Source organism: Terrabacter koreensis, assembly GCF_054783315.1.
Genome location: NZ_BAAGQU010000004.1, coordinates 698,804 through 720,912, shown reverse-complemented (window position 1 = coordinate 720,912; position 22,109 = coordinate 698,804). Strand labels below are relative to the sequence as shown.

General features: G+C 70.1%; 15 protein-coding genes. 1 reads left to right on the top strand and 14 read right to left on the bottom strand.

The window, feature by feature from the left end:
* Positions 1-6 precede the first annotated feature (6 nt).
* The 3 genes from dacB to rpoB form a co-directional block, all read right to left on the bottom strand.
* Positions 7-1,572 (bottom strand): D-alanyl-D-alanine carboxypeptidase/D-alanyl-D-alanine endopeptidase, encoded by a 1,566-nt coding sequence (dacB, locus tag ACYVNR_RS06085; protein WP_461047270.1) that lies wholly within the window; start codon positions 1,570-1,572, stop codon positions 7-9.
* A 196-nt stretch (positions 1,573-1,768) separates the two neighbouring features.
* Positions 1,769-5,668 (bottom strand): DNA-directed RNA polymerase subunit beta', encoded by a 3,900-nt coding sequence (locus ACYVNR_RS06080; RefSeq protein WP_461047268.1) that lies wholly within the window; start codon positions 5,666-5,668, stop codon positions 1,769-1,771.
* Between the two features lie 123 nt (positions 5,669-5,791).
* Positions 5,792-9,274: a DNA-directed RNA polymerase subunit beta gene (gene rpoB, locus ACYVNR_RS06075; RefSeq protein WP_045191915.1), complete on the bottom strand. Its 3,483-nt coding sequence runs from the start codon at positions 9,272-9,274 to the stop codon at positions 5,792-5,794.
* A 488-nt stretch (positions 9,275-9,762) separates the two neighbouring features.
* On the opposite strand from rpoB, the gene ACYVNR_RS06070 reads away from it, so the two are divergent.
* A complete protein-coding gene (locus ACYVNR_RS06070; protein WP_461047266.1) occupies positions 9,763-10,314 on the top strand; it encodes a DUF4282 domain-containing protein in 552 nt (183 codons plus the stop codon).
* Positions 10,315-10,394: 80 nt separating this feature from the next.
* Here the strand turns inward: ACYVNR_RS06070 and ACYVNR_RS06065 are convergent, their stop codons facing one another.
* From ACYVNR_RS06065 to ACYVNR_RS06015, 11 genes are all read right to left on the bottom strand, one after another.
* Positions 10,395-11,405, bottom strand: coding sequence for an agmatine deiminase family protein (locus ACYVNR_RS06065; RefSeq protein WP_461048286.1), 1,011 nt, complete (start codon positions 11,403-11,405; stop codon positions 10,395-10,397).
* 92 nt (positions 11,406-11,497) lie between these two features.
* Entirely contained in the window at positions 11,498-12,460 is a 963-nt protein-coding gene (locus tag ACYVNR_RS06060) for a nitrilase-related carbon-nitrogen hydrolase (RefSeq protein ID WP_045191916.1), read from the bottom strand.
* A 134-nt stretch (positions 12,461-12,594) separates the two neighbouring features.
* Positions 12,595-13,395, bottom strand: a complete 801-nt coding sequence (locus ACYVNR_RS06055; protein ID WP_461047264.1) for a hypothetical protein — start codon at positions 13,393-13,395, stop codon at positions 12,595-12,597.
* Positions 13,379-14,068, bottom strand: coding sequence for a hypothetical protein (locus ACYVNR_RS06050; RefSeq protein WP_458798566.1), 690 nt, complete (start codon positions 14,066-14,068; stop codon positions 13,379-13,381). The genes ACYVNR_RS06055 and ACYVNR_RS06050 overlap by 17 nt, the downstream gene beginning before the upstream one ends.
* A 4-nt stretch (positions 14,069-14,072) precedes the next feature.
* Positions 14,073-15,371, bottom strand: a complete 1,299-nt coding sequence (locus ACYVNR_RS06045; protein WP_458798567.1) for an MCE family protein — start codon at positions 15,369-15,371, stop codon at positions 14,073-14,075.
* Positions 15,368-16,588 carry an MCE family protein gene (locus ACYVNR_RS06040; RefSeq protein WP_461047261.1) on the bottom strand — a complete coding sequence of 407 codons (1,221 nt, stop codon included), beginning with the start codon at positions 16,586-16,588 and terminating at the stop codon, positions 15,368-15,370. The genes ACYVNR_RS06045 and ACYVNR_RS06040 overlap by 4 nt, the downstream gene beginning before the upstream one ends.
* A complete protein-coding gene (locus ACYVNR_RS06035; protein ID WP_461047259.1) occupies positions 16,585-17,799 on the bottom strand; it encodes an MCE family protein in 1,215 nt (404 codons plus the stop codon). Before ACYVNR_RS06035 ends, ACYVNR_RS06040 begins: the two co-directional genes overlap by 4 nt.
* Positions 17,799-18,830: an MCE family protein gene (locus ACYVNR_RS06030; RefSeq protein WP_461047257.1), complete on the bottom strand. Its 1,032-nt coding sequence runs from the start codon at positions 18,828-18,830 to the stop codon at positions 17,799-17,801. The genes ACYVNR_RS06035 and ACYVNR_RS06030 overlap by 1 nt, the downstream gene beginning before the upstream one ends.
* Positions 18,827-19,858, bottom strand: a complete 1,032-nt coding sequence (locus tag ACYVNR_RS06025; RefSeq protein WP_461047255.1) for an MCE family protein — start codon at positions 19,856-19,858, stop codon at positions 18,827-18,829. The genes ACYVNR_RS06030 and ACYVNR_RS06025 overlap by 4 nt, the downstream gene beginning before the upstream one ends.
* Entirely contained in the window at positions 19,855-21,234 is a 1,380-nt protein-coding gene (locus tag ACYVNR_RS06020; protein WP_461047253.1) for an MCE family protein, read from the bottom strand. Before ACYVNR_RS06020 ends, ACYVNR_RS06025 begins: the two co-directional genes overlap by 4 nt.
* Complete coding sequence (locus ACYVNR_RS06015; RefSeq protein WP_045191923.1) at positions 21,231-22,109, bottom strand: MlaE family ABC transporter permease; 879 nt, start codon at positions 22,107-22,109, stop codon at positions 21,231-21,233. The genes ACYVNR_RS06020 and ACYVNR_RS06015 overlap by 4 nt, the downstream gene beginning before the upstream one ends.

The window sequence follows — 22,109 nt, the reverse complement described above, 5'->3', positions numbered from 1 at the left end:
GACGGGTCAGCGGTTGGTCATGCGCCACCGGGCGAGCAGCACCCCGAGACGGTCCTCGACAGGACGGGGCGAGGTGCCCGAGAAGTTGCTCATCATCACGAAGACGTAGCGGCGCCCGTCGGCGCCCGACACGTAGCCGGCGAGCGACGTGACGCCCGTGAGGCTGCCGTTCTTGGCGCGCAGGTTGCCGGCCGCGGCGGTGCCGCGCATCCGTGAGGCGAGCGTGCCGCCCTGCCAGCGCACGGGGTCGACGCCGGCGACCGGAAGCGCCGCCCGGAAGGTCGCCCACCAGGGCGCGCGCTGGGCCTTGTCGAGCAGCATGGCGAGCTGGTTCGGGGTGAGCCGGTTGGCGCGGGCCAGCCCCGAGCCGTCGACGAAGCGCAGCCCCGTCACCGGGATGCCGATCGACACGGCATACGCCCGGAGCGCGGCCGTGCCGTCGGCCCAGCTGCCGGGCCGGCCCGTCCGCGCACCGAGGGTCTTGGTGATGGCCTCGGCGTGGGAGTTGTTGCTCAGCTTGAGGAAGGGCACGAGCAGCTGCCCCAGCGTCATCGAGGAGTGCCGGGCGAGGAGGGTGCGCGCCCTGGGGGTCGTGCCGCGCACGGCGGTGCCGTCGACCCGGATGCCCGCCGCCAGCAGACGAGCCCGCAGGGCGCGTGCGGTCATGAGGGCGGGGTCGTTCACCGTCACCCACGTGCGGGTGGCCGCGTGCCGCACCGGCACCTGACCGCTCACGGTGATGGTGTTGGTGCCCGCGGCGCGGGTCACCGCGATCGTCGTGGCGGTGCCGGCTGCCGAGGTGCGCGCCCGGTTGACGAGGCGCACGTGCGAGGCCGCGGAGGCCGGCGTCACCGTGAGGCGCGGCACGGCCGTCGTCGAGGTGCCGGGGGTCGCGGTGACGATGATGGTGCCGGCGTCGTAGTCGGTGTTCGGCGACAGCGTCAGCGCCGACACCTGTGCGGCGTAGTACGACGACGCGTACGACGAGGACCAGTACGGGTTGTAGCGCACCTCGTCGAACGCGGAGGCGTCGGCGACCACGTCACCGGCGATGCGCGTGACGCCACGCGACCTCAGCGCGGAGGCGAGCGCGGTGAGGTCCTGCTCGCGCAGCGTGGGGTCGCCGCTCCCGCGCAGGTAGAGGCGCCCCGACACCACTCCCCCGGCCCCGACGGGCGCGCCGGCGTAGACGTCGGTGGGCCAGCGGTAGCCGGCACCGAGGCGGGTGAGCGCCGCCGCAGCGGTGAAGGTCTTCTGGGTCGACGCCGGCGCGAGCGGGGTGTCCGAGCCGCGCAGGTAGATGCTCGTGCGGGTCGACGCGTCCCTGACGACGGCCCCCACCCTCGCTGTCGAGGCGGTGACCCGGGAGTCGGCGAAGACCCTGCTGATCTCGCGACGCAGCGCGGCGTCGCGGGTGTCGTAGACGGTCGCGCCGCTGCCGCGCGGAGCCGACGAGAGGACCGCCGCGACGGCCAGCATGACGACCGCCAGCAGGAAGGGCCAGCGGACGGGTTGCGTGCGTGGGCCGCGGGGGCCGCGCACGATCTTGGACGCTCGTGGAGTACGGACCATGACGACCTCCCGACGGGTGCCGCCGACGGCCCCGAGCGCCGCCGTCCGACCACCTCCCGAGCGAGGCTAGTCCGATTTGTCCGTTTTGGGGAGGGGCGCCGGCCGGCACCTCCCCGCGGACGCCGAGGGCCGGCTCCCCTGACGGGGAGCCGGCCCAGCGGCACACGTGGTCGGGGCGTGTGCCCCGGGAGACCGGTCAGAACTGGTCGAGACCGAGAGCCTCGTCGTCGAGACGGATGGCCTCGCCCGAACCCGAACCGAAGCCTGCGTAGTCGTAGGCGTCGTAGTTCGGCAGCGAGTACATCGCGGCCTTGGCCTCCTCGGTGGGCTCGACCTTGATGTTCCGGTAGCGGGGCAGGCCCGTGCCGGCAGGGATGAGCTTTCCGAGGATGACGTTCTCCTTGAGGCCGAGCAGCGGGTCGGACTTGGCCTCCATGGCGGCCTGCGTGAGCACGCGGGTCGTCTCCTGGAAGGACGCGGCCGACAGCCACGACTCGGTCGCGAGCGAGGCCTTGGTGATGCCCATGAGCTCGGGACGTCCGGCGGCCGGGCGGCCACCCTCGGCCATGACCTTGCGGTTCTCCTCCTCGAAGCGACCACGCTCGGCGAGCTCGCCGGGCAGCAGGTCGGCGTCGCCGGCCTCGATGATCGTCACGCGACGCAGCATCTGGCGCACGATGACCTCGATGTGCTTGTCGTGGATCGACACACCCTGCTGGCGGTACACGTGCTGGACCTCGTCCACCAGGTGCTTCTGCGCCGCGCGCGGGCCGAGGATGCGAAGGACCTGCTTGGGGTCGATCGCGCCCTGGACCAGCTTGGTGCCGACCTCGACGTGGTCGCCGTCGCTCACGAGCAGGCGCGAACGCTTGCTCACGGGGTACGCGTGCTGCTCGGAGCCGTCGTCGGGCGTGAGCAGGACACGGCGCGCCTTGTCGGTGTCCTCGATCTCGACGCGGCCGGTGGCCTCGGCGATCGGGGCGACACCCTTGGGCGTGCGGGCCTCGAAGAGCTCGACGACACGCGGCAGACCCTGGGTGATGTCGTCGGCCGCGGCCGCACCACCGGTGTGGAAGGTACGCATCGTCAGCTGCGTGCCGGGCTCACCGATCGACTGGGCCGCGATGATGCCGACGGCCTCGCCGATGTCGACGAGCTTGCCGGTCGCGAGCGAACGGCCGTAGCACTTCGCGCACGTGCCGACGCGGCTGTCGCAGGTGAGGACCGAGCGGACCCGGACCTCGTCGACGCCCGCGGCGTAGAGCGCGTCGATGACGACGTCACCGAGGTCGATGCCGGCCTCCGCGAGGACGGCGCCGTCCTTGTCGGTGACGTCCTCGGCGAGCGTGCGGGCGTAGACCGAGGCCTCGACGACCTCGCTCGGCGCGCGCGTGCCCGTGACCTCGTTGACCTGCGCGATCGGCAGCTTCAGGCCGCGCTCGGTGCCACAGTCGTCCTCACGGATGATGACGTCCTGCGACACGTCGACGAGACGACGCGTGAGGTAGCCGGAGTCGGCGGTACGAAGAGCCGTGTCGGCCAGACCCTTACGGGCACCGTGCGTCGAGATGAAGAACTCGAGCACCGTGAGGCCCTCACGGAAGTTCGCCTTGATCGGGCGCGGGATGATCTCGCCCTTCGGGTTGGCCATGAGGCCACGCATGCCGGCGATCTGACGGATCTGGAACCAGTTACCACCAGCGCCCGAGGACACCATCCGGTAGATGGGGTTCGTGCGCGGGAAGTTGGTCTCCATCTCCTTGGCGACCTGGTTGGACGCCTGCGTCCAGATCTCGACGAGCTCCTGACGGCGCTCGTCGTCGGTGATCAGACCACGCTCGTACTGGGTCTGGACCTTCGCGGCCTTCGTCTCGTAGCCCTCGAGGATCTCCGCCTTGTTGTCCGGCGTCGTGACGTCGGCGATGGAGACGGTGCAGCCCGAGCGGGTCGACCAGTGGAAACCGGCCTCCTTGAGGGCGTCGAGGGACGCGGCGACCTGGACCTTGGAGTAGCGCTCCGCGAGGTCGTTGACGATCGCCGACAGGCGCTTGCGGTCGACGGCCCGGTTCTCGAACGGGTAGTCGACGGGCAGCGTGTCGTTGAAGATCGCGCGGCCGAGCGTCGTGTCGAGGGTCAGCATCGGCACGAGGCCGTCCTCGCCGGGCTCGACACCCTCGGGCAGCTCGAAGCCGGCCGGGGGCACCGCGTCGGTGAGGCGCAGCTTGATCGCCGAGCCGATCTGGATCTCGCCACGGTCGAAGGCCATGCGGGCCTCCGAGGGCGACGTGAACGCACGGCCCGCACCGAGACCGCCACCGTCGACGGCGTCGGTCAGGTGGTAGATGCCGGTGATCATGTCCTGGGTCGGCATGGTGACGGGGCGACCGTCGGCCGGCTTCAGGATGTTGTTGCTCGACAGCATGAGGATGCGGGCCTCGGCCTGCGCCTCCGCCGACAGCGGCACGTGGACGGCCATCTGGTCACCGTCGAAGTCGGCGTTGAAGGCCGAGCAGACGAGCGGGTGGATCTGGATGGCCTTGCCCTCGACGAGCTGCGGCTCGAACGCCTGGATGCCGAGACGGTGCAGCGTGGGTGCACGGTTGAGCAGCACCGGGTGCTCGGTGATGACCTCTTCGAGGACGTCCCACACGACCGGGCGGGCACGCTCGACCATGCGCTTGGCCGACTTGATGTTCTGCGCGTGGTCGAGGTCGACCAGGCGCTTCATCACGAACGGCTTGAACAGCTCGAGGGCCATCTGCTTGGGCAGACCGCACTGGTGCAGCTTCAGCTGCGGGCCGACGACGATGACCGAACGGCCGGAGTAGTCGACGCGCTTGCCGAGCAGGTTCTGGCGGAAACGACCCTGCTTGCCCTTGAGCATGTCGGACAGCGACTTGAGCGGACGGTTGCCGGGGCCCGTGACCGGGCGACCACGACGGCCGTTGTCGAAGAGGCTGTCGACGGCCTCCTGGAGCATGCGCTTCTCGTTGTTGACAATGATCTCGGGCGCACCGAGGTCGAGCAGGCGCTTCAGGCGGTTGTTGCGGTTGATGACGCGACGGTAGAGGTCGTTGAGGTCCGAGGTCGCGAAGCGGCCACCGTCGAGCTGCACCATCGGGCGCAGGTCCGGCGGGATGACCGGGATCGCGTCGAGGACCATGCCCGACGGGTGGTTCGTCGTCGTCTGGAACGCGGTGACGACCTTGAGGCGCTTGATGGCGCGGGTCTTCTTCTGGCCCTTGCCGGTGGCGATGATCTCCTGGAGGAGCTCGGCCTCGGCCTCGAGGTCGAAGGACTCGAGGCGCTTCTGGATCGCCGCGGCGCCCATGCCGCCCTCGAAGTACAGACCGAAGCGGTCACGCATCTCGCGGTAGAGGATCTCGTCGCCCTCGAGGTCCTGGACCTTGAGGTTCTTGAAGCGGTCCCAGACCTGCTCGAGGCGCTCGACCTGCTGGTCGGCACGCTTGCGGATGTTGTTCATCTCGCGCTCCGCCTGGTCGCGGACCTTGCGCTTCGCGTCGGCCTTGGCACCCTCGGCCTCGAGCTCGGCGACGTTGCGCTCGAGCAGCTGCGCGCGGGCCTCGACGTCGGCGTCGCGGCGGTTCTCGATCTCCTTCTTCTCGACCTGGATCTGCGCCTCGAGCGAGGGCAGGTCGGCGTGACGCTGCTCCTCGTCGACGGACGTGATCATGTACGCCGCGAAGTAGATGACCTTCTCGAGGTCCTTCGGGGCGAGGTCGAGCAGGTAGCCGAGGCGGCTCGGGACACCCTTGAAGTACCAGATGTGGGTGACGGGGGCGGCGAGCTCGATGTGGCCCATCCGCTCACGACGCACCTTGGCGCGCGTGACCTCGACGCCACAGCGCTCACAGATGATGCCCTTGAAGCGGACACGCTTGTACTTGCCGCAGTTGCACTCCCAGTCCCGGGTGGGGCCGAAGATGCGCTCGCAGAAGAGGCCCTCCTTCTCGGGCTTCAGCGTGCGGTAGTTGATGGTCTCGGGCTTCTTGACCTCGCCGTGGCTCCACTGGCGGATGGATTCCGCGGTGGCGAGGCCGATGCGCAGCTCGTCGAAGAAGTTGACGTCGAGCACGTGGTTCCTTCTCTCGTAACTCTCGTTAAGTCTTTGGTCTGAGTGGGATTCGAAGACGTGGGGTGCGTATGCCGCTCGGCGGGCCGGACGGCATACGCACCGTCAGTCGTGTGGTGGCCTTTCTCAGACCTCTTCGACGCTGGACGGCTCGCGCCGGCTCAGGTCGATGCCGAGCTCCTCCGCCGCGCGGAAGACCTCCTCGTCGGACTCCTTCATCTCGATCGTCGTGCCGTCGGAGCTCAGGACCTCGACGTTGAGACACAGCGACTGCATCTCCTTGAGGAGGACCTTGAACGACTCCGGGATGCCCGAGTCGGGGATGTTCTCGCCCTTGACGATCGCCTCGTAGACCTTCACGCGGCCGGGGACGTCGTCGGACTTGATCGTCAGCAGCTCCTGGAGCGTGTAGGCGGCGCCGTACGCCTCGAGGGCCCAGACCTCCATCTCACCGAAGCGCTGGCCACCGAACTGGGCCTTACCGCCGAGCGGCTGCTGGGTGATCATCGAGTAGGGGCCCGTCGAGCGAGCGTGGATCTTGTCGTCGACGAGGTGGTGCAGCTTGAGGATGTACATGTAGCCGACCGCGACGGGCTCGGGGAACGGCTCGCCGGAGCGGCCGTCGAAGAGGCGCGTCTTGCCCGACGCGTCGATGAGGCGGACCCCGTCGCGCGTCTTGAGCGTCGAGTCGAGCAGACCGGTGACGACGTCCTCGGACGCACCATCGAAGACCGGCGTCGCCACGCGCGTGCCCGCGGGGGCCTCGTGCGCGTCGGGCGCGATCTCCTTGGCCCACTCCGGGCTGCCCTCGATCTTCCAGCCGCGCGAGGCGGCCCAGCCGAGGTGCAGCTCGAGGATCTGGCCGAGGTTCATACGACGCGGCACACCGTGCGGGTTGAGCACGACGTCGACCGGCGTGCCGTCCTCGAGGAACGGCATGTCCTCGACCGGGAGGATCTTCGAGATGACGCCCTTGTTGCCGTGGCGGCCGGCGAGCTTGTCACCGTCGGTGATCTTGCGCTTGTTGGCCACGTAGACGCGGACGAGCTGGTTGACGCCGGGCGGCAGGTCGTCGCCCATGTCGGCGCGGAACTCCTTGACGCCGATGACCGTGCCGGTCTCGCCGTGGGGCACCTTGAGGCTCGTGTCGCGGACCTCGCGCGCCTTCTCACCGAAGATGGCGCGCAGCAGGCGCTCCTCCGGGGTCAGCTCGGTCTCACCCTTGGGCGTGACCTTGCCGACGAGCAGGTCGCCGTCGCGCACCTCGGCGCCGACGCGGATGATGCCGCGCTCGTCGAGGTCGGCGAGGACCTCCTCGGAGACGTTCGGGATGTCCCGGGTGATCTCCTCGGGGCCGAGCTTCGTGTCGCGGGCGTCGACCTCGTGCTCCTCGATGTGGATCGAGGAGAGGACGTCGTCCTGGACGAGACGCTGGCTGAGGATGATCGCGTCCTCGTAGTTGTGGCCCTCCCACGACATGAACGCCACGAGCAGGTTGCGCCCGAGCGCCATCTCGCCACCGTCGGTCGCGGGACCGTCGGCGATGACGCCGCCGGCCTCGAGACGGTCGCCCTCGTTGACGACGACGACCTGGTTGTAGCTCGTGCCCTGGTTGGAGCGCGCGAACTTGGCGATGCGGTAGGTCTGGTAGGTGCCGTCGTCGTTGGCGACGGTGACCAGGTCAGCCGACACCTCCTGCACGACACCGGCCTTCTCGGCGCGGACGACGTCGCCCGAGTCGAGGGCGGCGCGGAACTCCATGCCGGTGCCGACGATCGGCGCCTCGCTCTTGACGAGCGGGACGGCCTGACGCTGCATGTTGGCGCCCATGAGGGCACGGTTGGCGTCGTCGTGCTCGAGGAACGGGATCATCGCGGTCGCGGCCGACACCATCTGGCGCGGCGAGACGTCCATGTAGTCGACCTCGTCGCCGGGGACGAGCTCGACCTCTCCACCCTTGGTGCGCACGAGCACGCGGTCCTCGGTGAAGTTGTTCTGCTTGTCGAGCGGCGCGTTGGCCTGGGCGACGACGAAGCGGTCCTCCTCGTCGGCCGACAGGTAGTCGACGTCGTCGGTGACGTGGCCGTCGACGACCTTGCGGTACGGCGTCTCGATGAAACCGAACGCGTTGATGCGACCGTAGGACGCGAGCGAGCCGATGAGGCCGATGTTCGGGCCTTCCGGGGTCTCGATCGGGCACATGCGGCCGTAGTGCGACGGGTGGACGTCACGGACCTCCATCTGGGCGCGGTCACGGGAGATACCACCCGGGCCGAGCGCGGACAGACGACGCTTGTGCGTCAGACCCGCGAGCGGGTTGTTCTGGTCCATGAACTGCGAGAGCTGCGAGGTGCCGAAGAACTCCTTGATCGACGCCACCACGGGGCGGATGTTGATCAGGGTCTGCGGGGTGATCGCCTCGACGTCCTGCGTGGTCATGCGCTCGCGGACGACGCGCTCCATGCGGGACAGGCCGGTGCGGACCTGGTTCTGGATGAGCTCGCCGACGGAGCGCAGGCGACGGTTGCCGAAGTGGTCGATGTCGTCGACCTCGACGCGGACGTCGATCTCCTCGCCGTTCTTGACGCCCTTCATCGAGTCCTGGCCGTCGTGCAGCGTGACGATGAACTTGATCGTCTTGACGATGTCGTCGATCGACAGCGTCGAGTCGTTGATCGAGCCGTCGAGGCCGAGCTTCTTGTTGACCTTGTAGCGGCCGACCTTGGCGAGGTCGTAGCGCTTGCCGTTGAAGTAGAGGTTGTCGAGCAGCGTCTGCGCGGCCTCCTTCGTCGGCGGCTCGCCCGGGCGCAGCTTGCGGTAGATGTCGAGCAGCGCGTCGTCCTGGCCCTGGGTGTGGTCCTTCTCCAGGGTGAGGCGCATCGACTCGAACTCGCCGAACTCCTCGAGGATCTGCGCCTCGGTCCAGCCGAGGGCCTTGAGCAGCACCGTGACGGACTGCTTGCGCTTGCGGTCGACGCGGACGCCGACCATGTCGCGCTTGTCGATCTCGAACTCGAGCCAGGCACCACGGCTCGGGATGATCTTCGCCGTGTAGATGTCCTTGTCGGACGTCTTGTCGGGGGTGCGCTCGAAGTAGACGCCCGGGCTGCGGACGAGCTGCGAGACGACGACACGCTCGGTGCCGTTGATGATGAAGGTGCCGCGCTCGGTCATGAGCGGGAAGTCACCCATGAACACCGTCTGGCTCTTGATCTCGCCCGTCTGGGCGTTCATGAACTCGGCGGTGACGAAGAGGGGTGCGTCGTACGTCTGGTCGCGCTCCTTGCACGACTCGATCGTCTTGCGGGTCTCCTCGAAGCGGTGGTCGCGGAACGACAGCGACATCGAGCCGCTGAAGTCCTCGATCGGGGAGATCTCCTCGAAGATCTCCTCGAGCCCGGACCGGTCCGGGACATCGGTGCGCCCCTCGGCCTTGGCCGCGGCGACGCGAGCCTGCCAGCGCTCGTTGCCGAGCAGCCAGTCGAAGCTCTCCGTCTGAAGCGCCAGGAGGTCGGGGACCTCGAGTGGTTCGCGAATCTTCGCGAAGGACAGACGCCCCGAAGGGGTCTGTGCGGTGGACATGTTCGTCGCAGTACGCGAGGCAGCCAAGGAGGGTCCTTCCACGGGCCTTTTTCGAATCTTCAGATCCGCGTTGCCGCATGGCTCCGCTCGCGGGTCCGATGGTCGGGCCGGATGCCGTGTGGCATGGTGAATGGCCTGACCGAGGTCGCGAAAGGTGGGCATGGGCAGCGCAAAGGCTTAGCCTACCGTCGAAGGGCAGGAGTGTCCAGCCGGGTCAAGAGGCGGAGGTCGTCGACCGAGGTACGTCCCGGTCTCGAACGACCGGACGCCCTCGGCGTGACCTGCTACGCCTCCCGGACCGGGAGCTCGCGATGCGAACGCGACGAATATGGCCCGGCGAGGCCCTGACGTCAAGACCCTCCCCCGTCGTAGGCACGTCGTAGGCGCGTCGGAGGCGCCTCGGAGCCGCCTCGGAGGCGTCTCGGAGGCGCGTCGCGGCCCCTGCTGCAGCACGGTCGGCACCTAGCATGGGCGGGGCAGCCAGTTCCGTAGACGCCACCTCCGAGAGGGAAGCCTTGTCCGACCAGAACCCGCCCGAGCAGCCGTCCTTCAACCGCCCCGCCGGCGACCCGACCACGCCGCTGCCGTCCGGCCAGCCCGGCCAGCCGGGCCAGCCCGAGACGTCCCCAACCGGCAGCGGCAGCACCCCGCCGCCCCCTCCCCCGCCGTCCGACTACTCGAGCGCCCCGACCGACCACTCGACCGGCCCGACCGGCCAGACCGGCCCGTCCGGCCCGTCCGGGCCCTCCGGGATGTCGAGCCTGCCCAACCCGGCCCGCGAGGGCGCCGGGTTCTTCAGCGCCCTCTTCGACTTCAGCTTCACCAACTTCGTGACGCCGATCCTCGTGCGGTTCGTCTACCTGCTCGCGACCGTGGCGCTCGTGGCCACCTGGCTGGTGCTGCTCTTCGCGAGCTTCCTGCGCGGCTTCGGCAGCGGCCTGTCGGTGCTCGTCCTCGGACCGATCTTCCTGGTCATCTACCTCGCGGTGATCCGCATGACGCTCGAGTTCTACCTGTCGGTCGTGCGCATGAGCGAGGACATCCACAAGCGCCTCCCCCAGGCCTGAGCGTCCGTCGAGTGCTCACTTCCGGGCCCTCCCGGGGGCCGTCGCCACGGGCAGGGACGTCCGGAAGTGAGCACTCGACGTCAGAGTGACGGCTGCTGCTGGGTGATGCAGTGGATGCCGCCGCCGCGGTCGAAGAGCGGGCGGGCGTCGACACCGACGACCCGCCGGCCCGGGTAGGCCTCGGCGAGCACCGCCAGCGACGCCTCGTCCTGCGGGTCGCCGAACGTGCACGCGATGACGCCGTCGTTGACGACGAGGTGGTTGAGGTAGCTCCAGTCCACGGGCCCCTCGTCGTCGGCGAGGGTGCGCGGCGCCGGCACCCCGACCACCTCGAAGCGCTCGCCCCGGGCGTCTCGGGCGTCCTCGAGCAGGGCCCGCAGCTCGCGCGAGACGGCATGGTCGGGGTGACTCTCGTCGTGCTGCTCGTGGAGCAGCACGACGCCCGGGCTCGGGATCGCCGCGACGATGTCGACGTGGCCGCGGGTGCCGAACTCGTCGTAGTCGCGGGTCAGGCCGCGCGGCAGCCAGATGCAGGCCGTGGCGCCGATGGTGCGGGCGAGCTCGGCCTCGACGTCGGCACGGGTCAGGCCGGGGTTGCGGCCCGGGTCGAGCTGCACGGTCTCGGTGAGCAGCACGGTGCCGAGACCGTCGACGTGGATGCCGCCGCCCTCGTTGACCAGGGTCGAGCCGACCACCTCGGCGCCGCTCAGGCCGGCGACGAACGAGCCGACGCGCGCGTCGCGCTCCCAGCGGGCCCAGGACTGCGCACCCCAGCCGTTGAACACCCAGTCGACCGCCCCGAGCCGGGAACCGTCGGCCGAACGCACGAAGGTGGGGCCGATGTCGCGCATCCACGCGTCGTCGAGCTCGGCCGGGACCAGCTCGACGTCGGGGTTCAGGTGCTCGCGCGCCACGGCGAGGTCGTCGGGCACGACGACCATGCGCACCGGCTCGAACTCGGCGACGGTGTTGGCGACCGCGGCCCACGTGCGCCGCGCCTTCGTCGCCTCTTCCGCCGTGTCACCGAGCGTGTAGCCCTGGCTCGGCCACGCCATCCACGTGCAGTCGTGGGGGGCGGTCTCGGAGGGCATGCGCCAGCCCGGCGCCGTGGCGCCTGCCACCTCGCCTGACACCGACCCCGACACCGGTGCCGACCCCGACGCCGAGGCCTCGACGGCGTCGGTCACCGGGCCACCTCGCGACGGTGCTCGGCGCGCACGGGGGCGGTCAGGGCGGCATACGAGTCGGGTCGGCGGGTCTCGAGGAACGGGAAGAGCTCGAGCCAGTCACGACGCTGGGCGAGGTCGAGGTCGGCGACCAGCACTGCCGCCTCGTCGCGCGGGGCCTGCACGAGGATGCGGCCGTACGGGTCGGAGATGAACGAGCTGCCGTAGAAGGTGATGAGGCCTTCGGTGCCGAAGCGGTTGGGGACGACCATGAAGAGGCCGTTCGCGATGCCGTTGCCGACGATGACCTGCTGCCACAGCGGCTGCGTGTCGAACTCGGGGTGGTCGGGCTCGGACCCGATGGCCGTCGGGTAGCAGAGCACCTCGGCGCCGCCGAGGGAGTAGAGCCGTGCGACCTCGGGGAACCACTCGTCCCAACACGTCGGCAGGCCGAGTCGCACCGACGGGTCCTGCAGGGACACAACGGGATACGCGTCCTCGGGGGGACCGGGGCGGAAGTACTTGTCCTCGTAGTAGCCGGCCGTCACCGGGATGTGCGTCTTGCGGGTGCGGGCGACCAGCTCGCCGCTCGGGGCGACGACCACGGCGGTGTTGAAACCGAGCCCGTCACCGGCGTCGGCGCGCTCGTACAGGGAGGCGTGGACGTGGACGCCGAAGTCGCGGGCCGCGTCGCGCGCGAAGGTGACGGTGGGCCCCGACTCGAGGTCCTCGGCGATGGCGGAGGGTGTGCCCTCGGGCAGGGTGTCGGCCGGGTAGCGCGACAGGGTCAGCTCGGGCAGGAAGACGATGGTGGCGCCCGCTTGGGCGGCGGCGCGGATGCCGTCGCGCAGGGTCGCGACGAGCGCTCCGGGGTCGTCGACCCACTCGTGCTGGACGACGCCCACCCGCACGGGGGCGGCCTCCGGCTGGTCGACGCGGGCAAGGGACACAGGGACGCCATCGGCCTGGATCAGCTTCACAGCAGGCAGTATGCCGCAGCGCCGGGAGTCGCTCCGACCCGCGCCGAGGTGTCGCCTCGGTCCCGGACGTCGGAGTCGACGCCCGGGACCTTCCCCCAGGTTCCCCTGGTCGGGAGCCGGCCTGGAGCTGCCGGTCAGAACGCGGAGAGCTCGCTCACGAGCCAGCGGTCGCCGACCTTCCGCATCGTGGCGATGACCCGGTTCTGGTCGATCGCCGGGGCCTGCTGCGCCTTGGTGGTCGTGGCCTGGTTGACGAAGGCCATGACGCGCACCGTGGTGCCCTCGCCGCCGTCGCCCGTGGTGTCCATGACGCCGGCCTCGTAGACCTTGGCCTGCACGGTCGCCTCGTTCTTGACGGCCATGGGCTTGATGTCGCTGGCGGCGACCTTGGTGAACTGGTCCTTGAAGGGGGCCGTCAGCTGCGGGGACACCTCGCCGACGTGCTTGTCGAACGTGGAGCCGCTGTAGCTGAGCAGGCTCTCGAGGGTGGTGCGGGCCGAGCTGACCGCTGCCGTGCGGTCGCCGTCGGACACGGTCGGCCGCAGGCCGTAGACCAGTGCGGTGGCGAGCAGGGCGAGAGCCACTGCGGCGCCGATGGCAGACGCCCACAGCGAGCCGCGACGGGTGCGCCGGTCGGCAGGGTCGGCGTTCGCGTCAGGGTCGGCGATCGCGTCAGCGGCGACCGTGGCGTGAGCCGATGCGTCGTCGGTCTCGACGAGGTCGGTGCCACGGGCGAGCTGGGCGTCGCGCTCGACGTCGGTGTCGGCCTCAGCGGTGTCGGCCTCGAGATCGGTGTCGGGCTCGAGGTCGGTGGGTCGGTCGAGCACGAGGGTGCCGGTCGCGGTGTCGCGGCCGCGCCGTCGGGCACCGGCGACACGACGACGCGAGCCTGCAACTGTTGCGGCAGGGCGTCGGGGGTCAGCTGACGAAGTCAAGGGAGCTCACCTTCCACGAGTCGCCGACCTTCACGAGGTCGAGCCGGAGCCGGTAGGTCTTCTTCTCGGCCTTGGGGGTCGAGGCGTTGGTCGTGGGCGCGACCACGCCGACGATGACCTTGGCCGAGTCGGCGTCGCCCGAGACGAGCGAGGCCTCGGCCCGCTCGACGGTCGAGACGGTCTTGTTGGCCGTCACGACCGGCTTCAGCTGGGCCAACGTCGCGCTGTACTCCTTCTGGAACGAGCCCGTGGAGTCGGCGAGGACACGCTTGGTGTCGGCGTCGAACGTCGAGGCGTTCATCGTCACGAAGTTGACCGCGATCTGGCGGCCCGCCGCGAGCGCCGTGTCGCGGGCGTCCGCGGCGCGCTGGGCCTGCCAGGCCGAGCGGCCGAGCGTCGCCGCCACGGCCACCGCCGCGAGGAGCAGCACCGCCGCGAGTGCCCAGAGCAGTCGTGAGGTGGGTCGCCACGTGCGGACACCCCTGAGGCCCGCACGTGGCGCGTCGTCGCGGCCGGGAGCGGCAGTGTCGCGCTCGGCCACGGTGTCGCTGGAGCCGCGGGTGTCGCCGGCAGCCGGGCCGTCGGGTTGGGGTGACCGGTTGGGGAGCTCGGTCTCCGCAGGGGAGGTCGAGCGGGTGGGGGCCATCGTCATCGAGGGGATTCCTTCCGTCACCGGCTCAGCGGAGCGCCTCCTGCATCATCCAGAGCCAGCTCGTGCCGTTGTCGGTCCGTGCGTCGCCACCGGCCGGGACGACCGGCGACTGGACTGACAACGACGCAGGGCTGCCCGAGGTCACGGCCGGGTTGCCCAGAGTCACGGGAGTGGGACCGAACGCCATCGGGTAGCTCTGGCCGCCCTGCCCGGAACGGGAGGGTTTGGGCGCGTTCTGCGCCCCTCGCACGTTGACGCCGGAACCCCGCGAGGCGGCGCAGTGCGCATCGAGGTTGACCGGCGGCAGACCGGCGGTGCGGTGCGGGTCGACCTTCTTCGTGCCCTCGTAGCCCGCCGTGCACGCCTTGGGGTCGTCGGCGTTGAGCACGAGCCCGAAGTGGGCGGTGCCGTCGCCCGGCACGACGGTGAAGCCGCCGTTGACGACGTCGGGGTAGGTGACGAGGAGCTGCTCGATGCCGTCGAGGCGCGCCGTGGTCACGTTGCCGACCGTGATGAAGTTGGCGATGAGCGCCGCGAGGCTCTGCTTGTTCTCGGCGATGAGCGCGTCGAGCTCCTTGGCGGCGACGGCGCCACGGTCGAGCACGACGCGCAGGTCGGGATCGGCCTGACGCAGGGCGTCGGCCACGTCGGCGAAGCCGGAGACGCTGGTGCGGATGTCCTTGCCCGACTTCACCTGGGTGTCGAGGACGATGCGTCCGTCGTCGATGAGCTTCGTCGTCTCGGGCAGGGCCTCGGAGGCGGCCGCGGTCAGGGCGTTGCCCGAGTCGATGAGCCGCTGCAGGTCGGCGCCGCCGCCCTTGAAGGCCTCGGCCAGCTCGTCGACGGTGGTGACGAGCGCGTCCTTGGGCACGGATGCGACGGTGTTGTCGACGTGCTGGAGCAGCTGGTCGATGCGGATGGGGAACGCCGTGCGGTCGCGTGGGATCACGTCGCCGGCCGCGAGGTAGGGCGCGCTCGACGTGCGCGGCTGCAGGTCGAGGTACTGCTCCCCCACCGCGGAACGGTTCTCGACGACGGCCCTCGCATCCTTCGGCACCTCGGTGCCGCGGTCGAGCCGTGCGTCGACGACGACACCGTCACCCGAGAGACGCATCGTCTCGACCTTGCCGACCGTGACGCCACGGTAGGTGACCTCGGCCCCGACGAAGATGCCGCCCGACTGGGCCAGGTCGGCGGACACGACGTAGCTGCCGCCGGCGATCTTGTCGGTCAGCCCGACGTAGTTCGCGGAGAGGACGGCGACGAGGACCACCGAGAGCAGGGCGAACGCGGCGAGCTGGAGCCGCACGGTGCGGGTGATCATCGGGAGCCTCCCGTGGGGAAGAGGGCAGACCACGAGGCCTGGTCGGCCTGGGCGCTGCCCTGCGGCGCACGGAGCAGGCCACCGGGCAGAGTCGTGGGTATGCCGGTGGGCAGTCCGGGCGCGGACGGCACCGGGATGCTCGGGCGCGGCACCGACGGCAGCGGCACCGACGGCAGCGGCACGCCCGGGACGGCGGGCAGGTTCGGCAGCCTGCCGACCCCGAGGTTGCCGGCGATCGTGTCGACGTTGGTGTCGAGGGTGGCCCAGAGGTTGGTGAAGTCACCCTTGATGGTGTTCTGGGCGTTGTTGGGGAACGGATAGGTCAGCAGCAGCTGGAAGCTCTTGGGCAGGTCGTCTCCGGCCTTGTTGAGCTGGCGCAGGATCGGGCTGACGGCCCGCAGGTTGGCCTCGAGGTCGGCTCGCGACCCGCGGATGACGCGGGTGCCGACCTCGCCGAGGTCGCGCAGGGCCGTGAGCATCGCGGTGAGCTGGCGGCGCTGGTCGGCGAGGATCTTGAGACCCTTGGGCAGCTCGTCGAGGGCCTTGGCGATCTTCTCCTGGTTCTTGGCCAGGGTGCCGGAGAGCCGGTCGATGCTGTCGATGGCGCGGACGATCTCGCCCTTCTGGGCGTCGAGCCCGCCGACGAACGTGTTCAGCTGGCCGACGAGGTCCTTGACGTCGCCGGTGCGGCCGCGCAGCGCGTTGTTCAGCTCGACCTCGATGGTCTTCAGCTGCGCCACGCCGCCACCGTTGAGCAGCAGCGACATCGCGCCGAGGACCTCCTCGACCTCGGGGTTGCGGCTCGTGCGGGCCAGCGGGATGCGGTCACCCTCGCCGAGACGGCCCTGCGGCTTCGCGTCGGTGGGGGCGGCGAGCGCGACGTACTTCTCGCCGAGCAGGGAGGTCTGCTTCAGCTCCGCCGTGGCGTTGTCGGGCAGCACCACGGTCGCGGGCAGGCGGAGGCGGACCGTCGCGGTCCACCCGGTGACCTGGATGTCCTCGACCGAGCCGACCGTCACCTGGTTGACCTTGACGGACGACTGCGGCACGAGGTCGAGAACGTCGGCGAACTCGGCCGTGACCGTGTACGAGTTGTCGCCGGTGCCGGCGCCGCCCGGGAGCGGCAGGTCGTAGGCGCTGCAGCCACCGAGGGCCAGGGCGCCGAGCACCACCGCGGCTAGCGCGGCACGTGAGCGGGAGCGGACGGCATACGTCATCGGGAACCTCCGAGGAGTCCGCCGAGGGTCGGGTCGGCACCGCGCAGGTTGACCAGCCCGCCGGGCTGCGGGCTGCCCTGCAGCGCAGCGCCGTTCGGCAGCGAGGGGAGCTGGGGCAGCTTGGGCACCACGGCCTTCTTCAACGAGTCGCACAGGCGCGTGTTGCCGGTGTTGGTGGGTCCGGTGAGGATCGAGCAGACGAGCAGGAGCGGGTCGTCGAAGCCCTTGGCGTTGTTCCGCGTGTCGAGCGTGCCCGTCTCGGGGTGGTAGGCGTTCTGCAGGTTCGACAGGGCCACCGGGGCGTTCTCGAGCACCTGGGCCAGGGCCTGGCGGTTCTTCGCGAACGCGCCCGTCACGGTGACGGCACGGTCGAGGTTGCTCTTGAGCAGGGCCCGGTTGTCGGACACGAACCCGGACACCTCGTCGACCGCGACCCCCAGGCTGCTGAGCGTCGCCTTGAGGTTCTCGCGCTCCTCGCTCAGCTGCACCGCCACGGTGGCGAGGTCGCTGTTGAGCCGACGCACCTGCGCGTTGTTCGTGGCGAGCATCGAGGTGAAGGACTGGAGGTTCTTCACCGTTCCGAAGAGGTCGTCGCGGCTGCCCGAGAGGGTCGACAGGGCCGTCGACAGGTCGCGCACCGTCGAGTTCAGCTTGTCGCCGTTGCCGTCGAGGTTCGCGGCGGAGGTCTGGAGCAGCTGGTTGAGGGCGCCGTCCTTGTTGGCGCCGTCGGGACCGAGCGCGACCATGAGGTCGTCGAGGCTCTGCGACACCCGGTCGAGCTCGACCGGGACAGCCGTGCGCGAGACCGGGATGCGCGTGCCCGCGGCGAGCGCCGGGCCGGCCTCGTAGACGGGGAGCAGCTGGACGTAGCGGTCGGAGACGAGCGACGGGGCCACGATGGCGGCCTTCGCCGTCGCGGGCACGCGGTACTTCTCGTCGTAGCTGAACGTGACGTGCACGTGGTCGCCCTCGGGCACCACCGCGTCGACCTGGCCCACCCTGACGCCGAGGATGCGTACGTCGGAGCCGGGGTAGAGCCCGACGGCCCGGGTGAAGTCGGCGCTGACGGTCGTCTGCTGCTGCCGCGGCCAGAAGAGGAACGCGGCCGCGACGAGGGCGACGACCACGAGGCCGGTGACGACCTTGCCGAGCACCGTCGCAGGCCCGTGGAACCGGCCGAACGGCATACGGCTGCGGGTCTCGGTGACCATCAGCGAGCACCTCCCGTGAGGCCCGGCAGGAGCAGGTCGGGCAGCTGCGTGCCGGGCAGTGCGAGGCCGGGGCTGCCGACCGGCACGACGAGGTTGGACACCCAGGTGTCGAACCAGCGGCCGGTGCCGAGGGTGTTGGCGTAGACGCGGGTGAAGGGTGCCATGGCGCGGATCGTCTTCTGGAGGTCGGTGTCGTGCTTCTGGAGCAGCGCGAGGGTCTTGTCGAGCTCGGCGAGCGCGGGCTTCAGCTGGGCCCTGTTGTCGCGGGCCAGGCCGGTCAGCTGCGTGGCGAGCGCCGACGTGTTGCGGAACAGCGTGCGGATGTCGTCGCGACGCTTCACCAGCTCGACCATGAGCAGGTCGGCATCCTTGATGAGCGTGCCGACCTGCTGGTTGCGGCTGCGCACGAGACCGGTGACGCTGTTGGCGCGCTGCAGCAGCGACCCGAGCTCGGCGTCGCGGCTCGCGACGGTGCGGGACAGGCGCGACAGCCCGTCGAGCGTGGAGCGGACGTACTGCGGGCTGTCCTTGAACTCGGTCGCGATGACCGACAGCGACTGGGCCAGCTGGTCGGTGTCGATGCGCTCGGTCGTGGTCGTGAGGTCCTGGAAGGCGTTGATGACGTCGTAGGAGCTGACCGTGCGCGACACCGGGATCTGGCTGTCGGCGTCGAGCTGCCCGTCGCCCTTGGGGTCGAGCGCGACGTACTTCTCCCCGAGGATCGTCTTCATCCGAATGGAGGCCCCGGTGCGGGTGCCGAAGGAGGCGTCCTCGGTGACGGTGAAGTCGACGCGGACGTGGCCGTCTTCCAGGTCGACCCCGGTGACCTTGCCGACCTTGACGCCCGCGATGCGCACGTCGTCGTCGGGCCGGATGCCGCCCGCCTCGGTGAAGGCCGCACTGTACGAGGTGCCGCCGCCGATGAAGGGCAGGTTCGAGGCGTTGAACGCGAGGAAGAGCAGCAGCCCGAGGATCGCCAGACCGGCGGCGCCGATCGGCACGGGGTTGCGCTCGCGGAAGGGCGTGCTCATGAGTTGCACCTCGCGGACGCGACGGAGTAGGTGGGCGAGACACCGGGCAGCAGGGGGCTCTTGGTGTCGAACCGGCACAGGTAGAAGTTGAACCACGAGCCGTAGGTGGCCGTGCGCGTCAGGGTCGTGATGCGCTGCGTCGCGCTCGAGATGAAGTCCTCGAACTGCTTGACGTTGGCCGGCTTGTTGAGCGTCGTGGCGAGCGTGCGCAGCTGGGCGACGTCGTCCTTGATGAGCGGCCGCGTCGACACCAGAAGGTCGGCCGTCTCGGCGGAGAGCGTGTTGATGCCCGACAGCGAGCGACCGATCGTCTCGCGGTCGGCCGCGAGCCCGCTCGTGAAGCGCTGCAGCTGGTCGATGAGCGAGAGCAGCTGCTGGTCGTGGGCGTCGACCGTGCCCAGCACCGTGTTGAGGTTGTCGATGGTGCGGCCGATGACGGCGTCGCGGTCGGCGATCGTCGAGGTGAGGCTCGCGGTCTTGGCGAGCAGGCTGTTGATGTCGCCGCCCTCGCCCTGGAGGGTCTGGATGAGCAGGCCCGAGAGCTCGTTGACGTCGCTCGGAGAGAGCGCCGCGAAGAGCGGCTTGAAGCCGTTGAAGAGGACGGTGAGGTCCAGTGCCGGGTGGGTCCGGGCGAGCGGGATCGTCGCGCCGTCGGCGAGCGCGGCCGGGTTGCCGGCGCCCTGCGTCAGTGCGAGGTAGCGCTGGCCGACGAGGTTGCGGTACTTGACCGTCACCTCGGTGCCCTGGGTGAGCACCGAGCTCTTGAGCACCGAGAACTCGATCGCTGCGTTCGCGTGGTCGGAGCCGGCCCCGGGCGCGACCCGCACGTCGGTCACCTCCCCCACGCGTACGCCGGCGATGCGGACGTCCTGGCCCGCGATGACGCCGGTGGCGTCGCTGACGAGGGCCGTGTAGGTCGCCTTCGAGCCGAGCTGGATGTTGGCGATCGTCAGGGCGAGGATGCTGGTCGCGAACAGGGTGACGGCCGCGAAGAGGATGAGCTTGACGAGGGAGCCCTTGACCTTCATCGGGTGCTCACCACCGTTCCGCGCATCATCGGTCCGGCGAGCAGCGTGCGTATGCCGTCCGAACCGTCAGTGGTGCCGCCGCTGCCGCCGCTGCCGTGGCGGCCGTCGCCGGCGAAGAGCGCACTCACGACGCGCTGCTCGTCGACCGTGCCCGCCGTTCCCGAGTCGGCCGAGGCGTCGCCCAGCAGGGCCTGCGGCACGCCGGAGAAGGCCTCGCTCGCCGGCTTCGTGCCGTCGTCGAAGTGGTTGCCGGCGAAGGGGTTCGACTGCGACCCGTCGGGGCTCGGCAGCCCGTAGCAGCGCGGCCCGCGCTTGTCGCCCCAGCTGGGCTCCTCGCCGGGCTGGTAGGCCTTGCGCGGCTTCACGACCTCGAGCGTGATGTGGAAGGTGCCTCCCGAGAACGCCTGGTTGGCCCGCGGCAGCCAGTTGACCATGCCCGAGGCGATGCAGGGGTAGATCGGCGAGTACTCGGCGAGGACGGCGAGCGTCGGCCGGCTCACCTGCCCGACCTGGATGATGCGTTCCTCGTTGTCGCGGAGGAACCCGGCCGCCTGGTTGGCGAAGCCAGCGGTGCCGACGAGGAAGGCGGCCAGCTGCTGGTCCTTCTCGACGATGGTGCGGTTCGTGACGCGCAGCGACTCGGTCAGGCGGAAGAAGTCGGGGGCGACCCCGTTGTAGAGGTCTGCGGTGTCGGCGAGCAGGGAGATGTCCTTCTGGATCGTCGGCATGCTGGGGTTGAGCGCCTTGAGGTAGCGGTCGACCAGCACGAAGTTGCGGCCGATCTGGTCGCCGCGACCGTCGAGCGTCGTCGACAGGGCGTTCAGCGTCGTCGCCAGCTTGGCGGGCTGCACCGTGCGCAGCAGGGGGTAGAGATTGTCGAAGACGGTCTCGAGCTCGATGGCGACCTTGCTGCGGTCCTGCGGGATGACGTCGCCGGCCCGGATCGACCGCCGGCTCGGACCCGCCGTGACGAGGTCGACGTAGCGCTCGCCGAAGAGCGTCTTGGGCAGCAGCCGGGCGGTGACGTTGGAGGGGATCTTCGCCACGTCGTCGGGCTGCAGCGCCAGCTGGAGGCGGGCACCGGTGGGCGTCGCCTCGACCGTGCGCACTTCGCCGACGAGCAGGCCGCGCAGCTTGACGTCCGAGCTCTCCTGCATCTGGCTGCCGAGGCGGTTCGTCTCGAGCGTCACCATGACGACGGGCGTGAACCGCTTCTGGAACGACGCGATGCTGAGTCCGAGCAGCAGGGCCAGCACCACGAGGAACACCAGGCCGTAGCCCTTCTGCCCCAGTCGCTTTCGCGTGTGCTGGGTGATGGGGCCCGGCGTCGAGTCGGTGCTGACGTCGTCGGGCGCGGCGGTCTTGGTGGCACTCATCCGGCGATCCGAACACTCGTGGTCGCGCCCCAGATGGCGAGCGACAGGAAGAAGTCGACGATGTTGATGGCGACGATCGAGGTGCGCACCGCGGTGCCGACCGCGACCCCCACGCCGGCCGGGCCGCCCGATGCGGTGTAGCCGTAGTAGCAGTGGATGAGGATGATCACGACCGCGAACACCATGACCTTGGCGAACGACCAGAAGACGTCGCCCGGTGGCAGGAACAGGTGGAAGTAGTGGTCGTAGGTGCCCTCGGACTGCCCGAAGTAGGCGGTGGAGATGAACCGCGTCGCCGCGTACGAGCTGAGCAGCCCGAGCACGTAGAGCGGGATCACGGCGATGAAGCCGGCGATCATGCGGGTGGTGACGAGGAACGGCAGCGACGGGATGCCCATCACCTCGAGCGCGTCGACCTCCTCGGAGATGCGCATCGCGCCGAGCTGGGCCGTGAAGCCGCAGCCGACCGTGGCGGCGAGCGCCAGGCCCGCGACGAGCGGCGCGATCTCTCGGGTGTTGAGGTAGGCCGAGAAGAAGCCGGTGAAGGCGCCCGTGCCGAGCTGGTCGAGCGAGGAGTAGCCCTGGAGGCCGACCTCGGTGCCGGTGAAGAAGGCGAGGAAGGCGATGACGCCGACGGTGCCGCCGATGACCGACAGCGCGCCGGTGCCGAGCGACACCTCGGCGAGGAGGCGCACGACCTCCTTCTTGTAGCGGCGCAGCGTGCGCCCGCTCCAGGCGAGGGAGCGCACGTAGAAGCGCATCTGCTCGCCGAGCGAGTCGAGCGCGCGGGAGGGGCCGCCGGCCAGCTGGAGCAGGCGCTCCGCGCTCTGCGAGCCCTGCGCGCGCGAGGGACGGGTCCGGGTCTTGGTCGCCAT